The organism is Pantoea sp. (assembly GCF_039594315.1).
Lineage (GTDB): Bacteria > Pseudomonadota > Gammaproteobacteria > Enterobacterales > Enterobacteriaceae > Pantoea.
Genome location: NZ_JBCNNP010000083.1, coordinates 1 through 10,454 on the forward strand (window position 1 = coordinate 1; position 10,454 = coordinate 10,454).

Sequence of the window (10,454 nt, forward strand, 5' to 3'; positions counted from 1 at the left end):
GTTGCGAGCAGCGGCTGAACCGTCTGTCGCGAGGTGGCGTATATTACGCTCTCCTCCTTCGGAGTCAAACACTTTTTTCAGCGTTTTCATCCGGCGGGATGAATTTCTTCACTCCCTGCTGAGCCGTCTGCGTTGCCGCTTTGCCGTCTCAGTGGTGGCGCATTATAGGGATCCGAATTTTTTGCACAACCCCTTTTTTCGATCTTTTTTATCAACTGGCGAGTTTTCATTCTTTTCGCTGCGATCGCGAGCGATCCGCTCAAAAATCATCTTGTTTATCGGCCTTTTAGACTCCAGGCTTGGGTAAACATGTAAAAGGAGAAGATCATGTCTACAGCCCTACGACCTTATAAGAACCATTTTCCACAAACTGGCGATAGCGTGATGATCGACAGTAGCAGTGTAGTAGTGGGTGAAGTGCAACTCGCTGATGACGTCAGCATCTGGCCGCTGGTCGCTATTCGCGGCGACGTAAACAAAGTGGTGATTGGTAAAAGAAGCAATATTCAGGACGGAAGCGTATTACACGTCACCCATAAGTCCACCAGCAATCCAACAGGCTATCCGCTACTTATTGGCGAAGACGTTACTGTCGGCCACAAAGCTATGCTTCACGGCTGCACCATTGGCGATCGTGTGCTTGTCGGTATGGGATCGATTTTGCTGGATGGGGTGATCGTTGAGGATGATGTGATGATTGCCGCCGGCAGCTTAGTGCCGCCGGGCAAGCGTCTGGAAAGCGGTTACCTCTATTTAGGCAGCCCGGTGAAGCAAGTGCGACCACTTACTGAAGCGGAGATCGCCGGGCTGCTTTACTCTTCCAGCAATTATGTCGGTTGGAAGGATGAATATCTCGCTCAGGCAAGCGAGAACAATCCTTAATTCACTGTTGCATCGTTTGCTTCAGTTTGGCTATCACTGGCGTGATCTCTGGCATCACGCCATGCCAAAGCATAAAGGCGTGTGCGGCCTGCCCAACTAACATCCCGATGCCATCCGCTAAATGCTGTGCGCCTTGCTGCTGACACCATAGCAAAAATGGCGTCAGACCTTGCTGATAGAACATGTCATAACAACGCGTTTGCGCAGTAATTAGTGATGCTGCCAGAGCAGGAACTTGACCATCAACTCCGCTGGACGTTGCATTGATAATCAAATCAAATTTTTGATCCGCTATTTGCTCAAAGGTCGCGGCTTGAATATCGCCACTCTCTTTAAATATTCCTGCTAATTGTTCAGCGCGTTCAACAGTCCGATTCACCACGACTAAAGAGCAACCAAACGACAGTAGCGGAAGGATCACGCCACGCGCTGCGCCACCCGCTCCCACCAGCAGAATTCGATCTTCCGGGCGGATCATGTTCAGACGCTCGAGATCGCTTAACAGACCGATGCCATCGGTGTTATCGCCAAAGATCTTGCCATGCGTATCTTTCTTCAACGTATTTACCGCGCCAGAAAGTGCTGCTCGCTCGCTAAGTTCATCCGCAAGCTCCCACGCTTGCTGTTTAAAAGGCAGCGTGACATTGGCGCCTTTACCACCTTGGGCAAAAAATTCCGCGATGGCTTGAGGGAAACCTTCTAATGGTGCGCACTGCCTGCCATATTGATGCTCAATCGCCGTTTGGTCAGCAAAAAGTGCATGAATGAAAGGAGATTTGCTGTGCGCGATGGGATTCCCAAAAACGGCAAACTGGTCCATGAATTAGCCCTGACGAATAAGTTCACCGCTAATAACATCGCGGATTTCAGAAGGATTCAAGCGTCCACCGGTTGCAGCATGCAATACAGGGAATTGGGCACCAAACTGCTGCACCACTTCTTCTGGATTTCGGCATGGCGGTTCACCGGAAAGATTAGCACTGGTCGAAACCAACGGTTTGCCAAAACCTCGGCACAAAGCCTGCACTTGGGGATGATCGCTAACGCGAATGGCCAAAGAGTCAAAACGTCCGGTTAACCATCGCGGAGTGTGCGGCGAAGCGGGAACCACATAGGTCACCGGGCCGGGCCAACTGGCAAACATGCGCTCACGTTGCAATACGGAGAGTTCGCGGTCAGCGATATAAGGTTCCAGCTGCGCGTAGTCGGCGGCAATGAGAATAAGCCCTTTCTCAACTGGACGCTGCTTGAGCGCCAAAAGCGCCATCACGGCACTTTCACTATCAGGGTCGCAACCTAATCCAAACACGGCTTCAGTTGGATAGGCGATAACTTGCTGCTGCTGTAGCTGTTCGATGCAAAAATCGAGGCTACCCGCTAAATGCTCACTTTGCTTCATGATAATTCTTCGTCCTGGACAACGGGCTTACCGCAGCGTTTGCTGGCGCAAAAGCGCTTCACACCCTGTGCGGTTTTTTTCTCTATTAATAAGGGGAACTCACAATGCGGGCAGACACCTTCAACCGGTGCTGCATTAATCGCAAACTGGCAATCAGGATAACGATCACAAGAGTGGAAGGTTTTGCCATAACGCGAGCGCCGCTGCACAAGCTTACCGCTCTGGCATTGTGGGCAAGCGATAGCCGTTTCATCAGGCTTATCGATGGTTTCAGTGTAATCACATTCCGGGTAATGGCTGCAACCGACAAACATACCAAATCGTCCCTGACGTAGAACTTTGTCTGCACCGCATTGCGGGCAAGCATGTCCTTCAAGAACTTTAACAATATGACCATCCCCCTGGCTTTTCAGCGGGCGGATATAGTCGCAAGTTGGATAATTGACGCAACCAAGAAAAGGACCGTGCTTGCCGGAACGTATTACTAATTCTGCCCCGCAAGCGGGGCAGGGATCATGTTTACGCACGGAGAAAAGTGCTGGTTTACTCATATTACCGGATGCATTGATGGCGAATTAATGCAGCATACCTTCATTGACGTCGAATAAAAGCTCTTCCATTTGCTGATAGGCGTTTTCACATCCTGGGATGTTAAACAGCACCATCAACACCACCCATTTGAGATCTTCAAGATCGAATTCCAGCGTATCAAGCGCCATTAAACGTTCGATGACCATTTCACGCGTCTCCATATTCAGCACCTGGACCTGCTCCAGGAACAAAATAAAACCGCGGCATTCAGCATCTAAACGCTGGTTTTCCTCTTCGGTATAGATCCGCATTGAGAGCGGATCGCTTGCCATGAGTACAGGCGCAACTAAACCTTCCTGATAATCCGCTAACCGTTCAAGCCAATTCAACGCATTGTAGATATCTTCACGATGAAAACCGGCATCGGTTAAATCATCGGTCAATTTATCCTGATCAACGCGCATTTCGGCTTCGTTGTGGATATATGTCTCAAACAAGTACATAAGTACGTCGAACATGGCATGCCCTCCTCAATCGGACATAGCCGCCGGGTACAGCTGCGATCCATCCTGCTAACTCCAGCTCCAACAAATGGGCTGCGGTAACTGGCACAGGTTGGCCGGCACGTTCAGCGACGACGTCAACAGGTGTAACCTCATCACCTACGTTAGCCAACACAGTTGCAAATGGCAATGGAACATCGTCACTGTCTTGTGAATATATTGTTTCTGATGTGGTAACAGGAAGCCACTGAAGTGTTGAATGTAAATCTTCAAGGATATTGTTGGGATGCGCCACCAACAGCGCACCTTGTTGGATAAGCCAATGCGTTCCTTCACAGCCAGGATTGCCGAGCGCGCCCGGCAAAGCATAAACGTTACGGTTTTGTTCCAGGGCGTAACGCGCCGTGACTAATGATCCACTTTTTAGTGACGCTTCAACCACTAAAACACCAAGACTTAAGCCACTGATAATGCGATTGCGTCGGGGGAAATTAACCGCATGTGGTGCCATATCCAGTGGGAATTCAGAGATCAGCGCACCACCTTTATCAATAATCTCTTGTGCTAATGACTTATGACTTTTGGGATAAATGTGCTGTAAGCCGCTGCCCAGCACCGCCACCGTTTTGCCTTGCGCCCCCAATGCGGCCCGATGTGCCACGCCATCGATGCCACGCGCTAAACCACTGGTGATGGTTAAGCCACTCAGCGCGAGCTGCTGAGTAAACCAACTTCCCCACTGCTTGCCATAATGAGAACAATGCCGGCTGCCCACCACACCCAACTGCGGTGTTTGCAAAACCGCAAGATCGCCCGCGATGTACAGCAACGAAGGACGTCGGCTTATTTCCGCTAATGCCGTTGGGTAATCCGTATCGACACAGGAAATCAAATGATGCTGTGGATCATCCAGCCACAACTGTGTCCGTTCCAATTGACGTGGACATAGCGCCTGAAATTGCAGTCGCTGCGTTTTATTCAATCCCAGATCAGTTAATAGATCCCCACCTACATCGGCTGAATCTTGTAACGCCAATGCTAACTGACTGGCAAGCCGAGTACTTAGCCCTTTCACATTGGCAAGCCTAAGCATCCCTTCAATTCTCTCCATGCTGCACTCCTTGTCAGCCGCGCTATCATGCGGTGCAATGCTGTCAATCAGGCAGCAAAAAGTCTACAATATGAGGCAGTAATCTTTTCTTTAACGCATACAGATCTGGATATTTATGTCAGTTTTGCAGGTATTACATTTCCCTGATGATCGCCTTCGCAAAATCGCTGCGCCGGTGGCAACCGTAAACGCAGACGTTCAGCGTATTGTCGACGACATGTTCGAAACCATGTACGCCGAAGAAGGTATTGGTTTAGCTGCGACGCAGGTCGATATTCATCAGCGCATAATCGTTATTGATGTTTCAGAAAATCGTGACGAACGTTTGGTGTTGATCAACCCGGAACTTCTGGAAAAAAGTGGTGAAACCGGTATTGAAGAAGGCTGCCTTTCTATTCCTGAGCAACGTGCTTTTGTACCGCGCGCAGAGTGGGTCAAAGTGCGTGCGCAGGATCGCGATGGCAACAGCTTTGAGTTGGAAACGGATGGTCTTCTGGCGATTTGTATTCAACACGAAATCGATCATCTTGATGGCAAACTTTTCATTGATTATCTGTCGCCGCTGAAACGTCAGCGCATCAAACAGAAACTAGAAAAATTGGCCCGCCTGAATGCACGTGAAGATTGAGTGCTAATAGAAGGTTAAACTGTGTCTGCACCGCTAAAAATTATCTTTGCCGGTACACCTGATTTTGCAGCGCGTCACCTTGACGCGTTGCTTGCTTCTGAGCATCAGGTCGTTGGCGTTTTTACCCAACCCGACCGCCCTGCTGGACGCGGCAACAAGCTTACGCCGAGCCCGGTAAAAGTGCTGGCGCAAACGCATGGCATCCCCGTTTTTCAGCCCAAATCCTTAAAGCCAGAAGACAATCAGCAACTGGTTGCCGACCTGCAAGCCGACATTATGGTCGTTGTCGCTTATGGTCTGATTCTGCCTAAAGCCGTTCTGGATATGCCGCGTCTGGGATGCATCAACGTACATGGTTCCTTACTGCCGCGCTGGCGCGGTGCCGCGCCTATTCAACGCTCGCTTTGGGCGGGTGATAGCGAAACCGGCGTGACGATTATGCAGATGGATGTGGGGCTGGATACCGGCGATATGCTACACAAACTTTCCTGCCCAATTACCGCTGAAGATACGAGCGCCTCGCTATATGAAAAACTGGCGCAACTCGGCCCACAAGGCATGCTGTTAACGCTTGAACTTTTGGCGGAAGGTAATGCTCAACCCGAAGTGCAAGATGAAGCATTGGTTTCTTATGCTGAGAAACTGAACAAAGAAGAAGCGCGCCTTGATTGGTCACTTTCTGCTGAGCAGCTTGAACGGTGCATCCGCGCGTTCAATCCGTGGCCAATGAGTTATTTCATGGTGGATGAGCAGCCGGTGAAAGTTTGGCAGGCAAGTGTTCTGCCACATCAAAACAAGCAACCCGGTGAAATAGTGCAGGCCGATAAACACGGCATCCAGATTGCGACCGCCGATGGCATCCTCAACCTGCTTTCACTTCAACCTGCGGGTAAAAAAGCCATGTCTGCGCAGGACTTGCTCAATTCGCGCCGCGAATGGTTTGTACCCGGAACTGTTTTGGCCTGAGCCTCCAAGCCCGGTTTAACCGGGCTTTTGTTTGATAAATGAATATGAAAAAAAATACCAATCTGCGTAGCCTGGCCGCGCAACTCATTGAACGCGTTGTGGATAAAGGCGAATCGCTCAGCGCTATTTTGCCTGGCACGCAAAAAACCGTATCCGACAAAGATGGCGCATTGCTGCAGGAATTGTGCTTCGGCGTAATGCGCACTTTGCCGCAGTTAGAAGCTTTGATTGGTAAATTGATGGCACGAACGTTAACTGGTAAACAACGTGTGTTGCATTACCTGCTGATGGTCGGGCTTTATCAGCTGCTTTATACCCGCATACCTGCGCATGCAGCACTGGCTGAAACCGTCGCGGGTGCTGAAGTATTGAAACGCGCCAACCTTAAAGGTCTGTTAAATGGCGTGTTGCGCCAGTTCCAGCGCCAACAAGAAACGTTGTTAGCTGAAGTCGATCAGGGAACGCAACGTTACTGGCATCCCGGTTGGTTGCTCAAACGCTTGCAGGCAGCTTGGCCAGAGCAGTGGCAGCAAATCGTTGAGGCCAACAATCAACGCCCGCCGATGTGGTTGCGCGTCAATCGCCAACATCATAGTCGTGAAGAATGGTTGAGCTTGTTGCAAGCAGAGGAAAAGGTTGCCTTCACTGGCGACGCACCAGATTCTTTACGTCTGGAATCACCGGCTCCGGTAAGCCAGTTGCCCGGTTTCGAACAGGGCTGGGTAACGGTGCAGGATCTCTCGGCACAACGTTGTGCACAACTGCTTGAACCGCAGAACGGCGAAGTTATTCTCGACCTCTGCGCAGCACCAGGCGGTAAAACCACACACATTCTTGAAATCGCCCCACAGGCCAGAGTATTAGCTGTCGATATTGATCAGCAACGTCTCGCTCGCGTACAAGAAAACCTGCAACGTTTAGGTATGCAGGCCGAGGTTCGTCAGGGTGATGGGCGAACACCGTCAGAATGGTGTGGCGAAATGCAGTTTGACCGTATTCTGCTTGATGCACCCTGCTCTGCTACCGGCGTCATCCGCCGCCATCCTGACATCAAATGGTTGCGACGCGATCGTGATATTCCTGAGCTGGCTAATTTGCAGCGGGAAATTTTGGCAGCCGTTTGGCCGCGACTGAAATCTGGTGGCACAATGATTTATGCCACCTGCTCAATCTTGCCGGAAGAGAACCATCAACAGATTGGCGCTTTTTTGGCAGCGCACAATGATGCAGTGGCTGAAATCTTGCCACACGGGCAGACCAATGGCTGGCAGGTTTTCCCTACCATCGATGGCGGCGACGGCTTCTTCTACGCTAAGCTGATGAAAAAATAGTGCAGCGCAATCTGACAAGAGCATCTAAGCGATGAAAATCATTATCCTCGGCGCCGGTCAGGTCGGCGGAACCCTGGCAGAAAATCTGGTTGGGGAAAACAATGACATTACCGTGGTCGATAGCGATGCAACACGTTTGCGTGTATTGCAGGACAAGTTTGATCTGCGCGTGGTGCACGGTCACGGCTCACATCCTCGTATATTACGAGAAGCCGGCGCCGAAGATGCTGATATGTTGGTGGCTGTGACCAACTCTGACGAGACCAACATGGTGGCTTGTCAGATTGCCTATTCACTGTTTAATACCCCAAATCGCATTGCCCGCATTCGTGCTGCCGAATATTTGCGCGATGGTGAAAAGTTATTCGTACCGGAAGCGGTACCGATCGACCATCTGATTTCGCCCGAGCAGTTAGTCATCGATAATATTTACCGACTCATTCAGTATCCTGGCGCACTTCAGGTAGTAAATTTCGCCGAAGGTAAAGTAAGCCTGGCAGTGGTGAAAGCCTATTACGGCGGTCCATTGGTAGGTAATCCTCTGTCGATCATGCGTGAGCATATGCCACACATCGATACACGTGTAGCAGCGATTTTCCGTCAGGACCGCCCCATCCGCCCGCAGGGTTCGACAATCGTTGAAGCGGGTGATGAAGTGTTCTTCATTGCAGCGAGTCAGCATATCCGCGCAGTGATGAGCGAGATGCAGCGTCTGGAGAAACCGTACAAACGCATTATGTTAGTGGGCGGAGGTAATATCGGTTTTGGGCTGGCCCAGCGCCTGGAAAAACAATATAGCGTTAAGTTGATTGAACGAAATCAACAGCGCGCGGCAGAGTTGGCTGAACGCTTGCACGATACCATCGTGTTTTATGGCGACGCTTCCGATCAAGAACTGTTGGCCGAAGAGCATGTGGATCAAGTTGATCTGTTCATTGCAGTCACCAATGACGATGAAGCCAATATCATGTCGGCGATGTTGGCGAAAAAGATGGGTGCTAAAAAAGTGATGGTGTTGATCCAACGCCGCGCTTATGTCGATCTGGTACAAGGCAGCGTGATCGACATTGCGATTTCACCACAGCAAGCTACCATTTCGGCCCTGTTAAGCCATGTGCGTAAAGCCGACATCGTCGGTGTTTCGTCACTGCGACGTGGTATAGCGGAAGCAATTGAAGCGATCGCCCATGGCGATGAAACCACTTCTCGCGTAGTTGGCCGATCAATTGAAGATATTAAATTACCGCCTGGAACGATTATTGGCGCTGTAGTGCGCGGCGATGAAGTGATCATCGCTAATGATAATGTGCGCATTGAACAAGGCGATCATGTGATTATGTTCCTGACAGATAAGAAGTTTGTTCCTGATGTTGAGCGTCTATTCCAACCAAGTCCATTCTTCCTGTAAGCGATGCGGGCATCAGCCCGCGCTGAAAAACTCGTTGGATCTGTTGTTATAATGGCAATTGCACAAAGGTTTGTTAGACTTTAGCCATTGGCCAAGGCAAGGAGATAACAATGAGTTTATTCAAAGAGTTTCGTGATTTTGCAATGCGTGGGAACGTAGTTGATCTGGCCGTCGGTGTTATCATCGGCGCCGCTTTCGGTAAGATCGTTTCATCACTGGTCGCCAACATCATCATGCCTCCACTCGGTTTGCTGATTGGTGGTGTCGATTTCAAACAGTTCAAATGGGTATTAAAACCGGCAGAGGGTGATATTCCCGCTGTTGTGATGGAATATGGTAACTTTATTCAGACAGTCTTTGATTTCGTTATTGTTGCCTTCGCTATCTTCCTGGCAATCAAAGTCATGAATAAATTGTATCAGAAGAAAGAAGTCGAAAAACCAGCACCTAAACCAACCAATGAAGAATTGCTGCTTACCGAGATTCGCGACCTGTTAAAACACCAAAACCAAGATAAATTATAATGAAAAAGCCGCCTGATTCAGGCGGCTTTTTTGTCTGCAAAGCAGAAGGCCAGTGATAAACATGAGTGCTTATCACTGGCCTCCCAGTTACGCCCTTTGCCGTGTTTATCTTTTCTTTGATAGCTGCCTTTCCCTTTTTGATTCTTCTCTACGCGCTGACGAAATAGTGGGTCATGCAACAGTGCTTCAAGTGCGTTATGGTTAATTTTACCTTTTTGGTGCTGATATCGGCTCATTGAGTCCTCCGGTTATTTACGGCGAAACTATATTCCATCCGAGTCAAAATTCAATCCTTAGAACAACAAATTTCCTCATGCGGCTCTTCACCTTTTTCGAGCGCTTCCAAAATCGAACAGCAGGCGCTGCTATGCAGATCACCACAGCAAGTTTCAGCTAAACGCTGTAATGAATTTTGGATCACTTGAAGTTCAGCGATCATGCCATTTACCTCATCCAGACGCTTTGCCACGATCGCTTTAGATTCCTGGCAAGTGTGATGTTCTGGATCGATGCGGATCGATAATAAACCGCGAATAGATTCAAGGCTGAAACCAAGCTGCCGCCCATAACGTATGAAGCGTAATCGTTGAAGATCATTCTCGCTGTATAGCCTAAATCCACCTTCGGTACGTACTTCATGATCCATCATCTGCTGCTTTTCATAAAAGCGGATAGTATCAGGAGTGACTTCTGCTAACTTCGCCAGTTGGCCGATTTTGTACATACTACTTGTCCTCAAGCAGATATCGATGAAGAGCTACTTCATAGTCACCACGCAAAAAATCCGTGCTCATGCCTGCCTGCTGGAGTTTGACCTCAAGCAAGGCTAATCGTTTAGATAGCTGTTTAGCTGGTTCATCAGCAGGATGTAAATTACGGATTAAATCATTTAACTCTAGAGCCTCACGACGCATTTCCAGTTCTGGTGGTAAATAGCCGGCATTTTTCAACATACGGTAGGCCGTGCGCAGTTCTGTTGGAACGCCGCTATCATCGTCAAGCTGTAATGGCGCGCCTTCGCCGGGTAGGTTACTGAGTTCACCCTTTTCCACGGCTTCGCGGATGTGCTGCTCTACGAGTTGATCAATTAGCCACATAAGAAATACCTGACACATGTATCTGCTATCAGCATAACTAAAGGGAAGGAAATGGGAAGGAATTACGGACAATA

15 protein-coding genes are annotated in these 10,454 nt (G+C 49.5%); 7 read left to right on the top strand and 8 right to left on the bottom strand.

The genetic code is table 11. The features are described 5' to 3' along the window. Together ABDW13_RS22500 and ABDW13_RS22505 are read left to right on the top strand one after the other, a co-directional pair. Window positions 1–307: hypothetical protein (locus tag ABDW13_RS22500; protein WP_343554740.1), on the top strand; the 307-nt coding region annotated here is incomplete at its 5' end. 20 nt (window positions 308–327) lie between these two features. Then, a complete protein-coding gene (locus tag ABDW13_RS22505; RefSeq protein ID WP_343554741.1) occupies window positions 328–882 on the top strand; it encodes a gamma carbonic anhydrase family protein in 555 nt (184 codons plus the stop codon). A gap of 1 nt (window position 883) precedes the next feature. Here the strand turns inward: ABDW13_RS22505 and aroE are convergent, their stop codons facing one another. From aroE to dprA, 5 genes are read right to left on the bottom strand one after another with little or no spacing between them, the layout of a single operon-like run. Continuing rightward, on the bottom strand, window positions 884–1,702 hold the full coding sequence (gene aroE / locus ABDW13_RS22510; protein ID WP_343554742.1) for a shikimate dehydrogenase: 819 nt from the start codon (window positions 1,700–1,702) through the stop codon (window positions 884–886). Between the two features lie 3 nt (window positions 1,703–1,705). Beyond that, entirely contained in the window at window positions 1,706–2,281 is a 576-nt protein-coding gene (gene tsaC / locus ABDW13_RS22515) for an L-threonylcarbamoyladenylate synthase type 1 TsaC (RefSeq protein ID WP_343554743.1), read from the bottom strand. Further along, entirely contained in the window at window positions 2,278–2,832 is a 555-nt protein-coding gene (locus tag ABDW13_RS22520; protein WP_343554744.1) for a topoisomerase DNA-binding C4 zinc finger domain-containing protein, read from the bottom strand. The genes tsaC and ABDW13_RS22520 overlap by 4 nt, the downstream gene beginning before the upstream one ends. Window positions 2,833–2,856: 24 nt before the next feature. Next, entirely contained in the window at window positions 2,857–3,330 is a 474-nt protein-coding gene (gene smg, locus ABDW13_RS22525) for a DUF494 family protein Smg (RefSeq protein ID WP_343554745.1), read from the bottom strand. Then, window positions 3,302–4,426 (bottom strand): DNA-protecting protein DprA, encoded by a 1,125-nt coding sequence (dprA, locus tag ABDW13_RS22530; RefSeq protein ID WP_343554746.1) that lies wholly within the window; start codon window positions 4,424–4,426, stop codon window positions 3,302–3,304. The genes smg and dprA overlap by 29 nt, the downstream gene beginning before the upstream one ends. A gap of 115 nt (window positions 4,427–4,541) precedes the next feature. Between dprA and def the strand changes: the two genes are divergently transcribed. From def to mscL, 5 genes are all read left to right on the top strand, one after another. Beyond that, a complete protein-coding gene (def, locus tag ABDW13_RS22535) occupies window positions 4,542–5,054 on the top strand; it encodes a peptide deformylase (protein WP_007891697.1) in 513 nt (170 codons plus the stop codon). A gap of 21 nt (window positions 5,055–5,075) precedes the next feature. Then, entirely contained in the window at window positions 5,076–6,020 is a 945-nt protein-coding gene (fmt, locus tag ABDW13_RS22540) for a methionyl-tRNA formyltransferase (protein WP_343554747.1), read from the top strand. Window positions 6,021–6,064: 44 nt separating this feature from the next. Then, window positions 6,065–7,351 carry a 16S rRNA (cytosine(967)-C(5))-methyltransferase RsmB gene (rsmB, locus tag ABDW13_RS22545; protein WP_343554748.1) on the top strand — a complete coding sequence of 429 codons (1,287 nt, stop codon included), beginning with the start codon at window positions 6,065–6,067 and terminating at the stop codon, window positions 7,349–7,351. 31 nt (window positions 7,352–7,382) lie between these two features. Continuing rightward, window positions 7,383–8,759, top strand: coding sequence for a Trk system potassium transporter TrkA (gene trkA, locus ABDW13_RS22550; protein ID WP_343554749.1), 1,377 nt, complete (start codon window positions 7,383–7,385; stop codon window positions 8,757–8,759). Window positions 8,760–8,869: 110 nt separating this feature from the next. Then, window positions 8,870–9,283 carry a large-conductance mechanosensitive channel protein MscL gene (gene mscL, locus ABDW13_RS22555; RefSeq protein ID WP_343554750.1) on the top strand — a complete coding sequence of 138 codons (414 nt, stop codon included), beginning with the start codon at window positions 8,870–8,872 and terminating at the stop codon, window positions 9,281–9,283. Between the two features lie 17 nt (window positions 9,284–9,300). Here the strand turns inward: mscL and ABDW13_RS22560 are convergent, their stop codons facing one another. The 3 genes from ABDW13_RS22560 to ABDW13_RS22570 are packed head-to-tail and all read right to left on the bottom strand — an operon-like array spanning window position 9,301 to window position 10,380. After that, a complete protein-coding gene (locus tag ABDW13_RS22560) occupies window positions 9,301–9,519 on the bottom strand; it encodes a ribosome alternative rescue factor ArfA (protein WP_343554751.1) in 219 nt (72 codons plus the stop codon). Window positions 9,520–9,569: 50 nt separating this feature from the next. Beyond that, window positions 9,570–10,007 (bottom strand): Zn(2+)-responsive transcriptional regulator, encoded by a 438-nt coding sequence (gene zntR / locus ABDW13_RS22565; RefSeq protein ID WP_343554752.1) that lies wholly within the window; start codon window positions 10,005–10,007, stop codon window positions 9,570–9,572. 1 nt (window position 10,008) lies between these two features. Next, complete coding sequence (locus ABDW13_RS22570; RefSeq protein ID WP_343554753.1) at window positions 10,009–10,380, bottom strand: DUF1992 domain-containing protein; 372 nt, start codon at window positions 10,378–10,380, stop codon at window positions 10,009–10,011. Window positions 10,381–10,454 lie beyond the last annotated feature (74 nt).

What these genes read in the sequence shown, in the direction of transcription:
- ABDW13_RS22505 (WP_343554741.1), top strand. Translation starts at nt 328, where the DNA reads ATGTCTACAGCCCTACGACCTTATAAGAACCATTTTCCACAAACTGGC.
- aroE (WP_343554742.1), bottom strand. Translation starts at nt 1,702, where the DNA reads ATGGACCAGTTTGCCGTTTTTGGGAATCCCATCGCGCACAGCAAATCT.
- tsaC (WP_343554743.1), bottom strand. Translation starts at nt 2,281, where the DNA reads ATGAAGCAAAGTGAGCATTTAGCGGGTAGCCTCGATTTTTGCATCGAA.
- ABDW13_RS22520 (WP_343554744.1), bottom strand. Translation starts at nt 2,832, where the DNA reads ATGAGTAAACCAGCACTTTTCTCCGTGCGTAAACATGATCCCTGCCCC.
- smg (WP_343554745.1), bottom strand. Translation starts at nt 3,330, where the DNA reads ATGTTCGACGTACTTATGTACTTGTTTGAGACATATATCCACAACGAA.
- dprA (WP_343554746.1), bottom strand. Translation starts at nt 4,426, where the DNA reads ATGGAGAGAATTGAAGGGATGCTTAGGCTTGCCAATGTGAAAGGGCTA.
- def (WP_007891697.1), top strand. Translation starts at nt 4,542, where the DNA reads ATGTCAGTTTTGCAGGTATTACATTTCCCTGATGATCGCCTTCGCAAA.
- rsmB (WP_343554748.1), top strand. Translation starts at nt 6,065, where the DNA reads ATGAAAAAAAATACCAATCTGCGTAGCCTGGCCGCGCAACTCATTGAA.
- trkA (WP_343554749.1), top strand. Translation starts at nt 7,383, where the DNA reads ATGAAAATCATTATCCTCGGCGCCGGTCAGGTCGGCGGAACCCTGGCA.
- mscL (WP_343554750.1), top strand. Translation starts at nt 8,870, where the DNA reads ATGAGTTTATTCAAAGAGTTTCGTGATTTTGCAATGCGTGGGAACGTA.
- ABDW13_RS22560 (WP_343554751.1), bottom strand. Translation starts at nt 9,519, where the DNA reads ATGAGCCGATATCAGCACCAAAAAGGTAAAATTAACCATAACGCACTT.
- zntR (WP_343554752.1), bottom strand. Translation starts at nt 10,007, where the DNA reads ATGTACAAAATCGGCCAACTGGCGAAGTTAGCAGAAGTCACTCCTGAT.
- ABDW13_RS22570 (WP_343554753.1), bottom strand. Translation starts at nt 10,380, where the DNA reads ATGTGGCTAATTGATCAACTCGTAGAGCAGCACATCCGCGAAGCCGTG.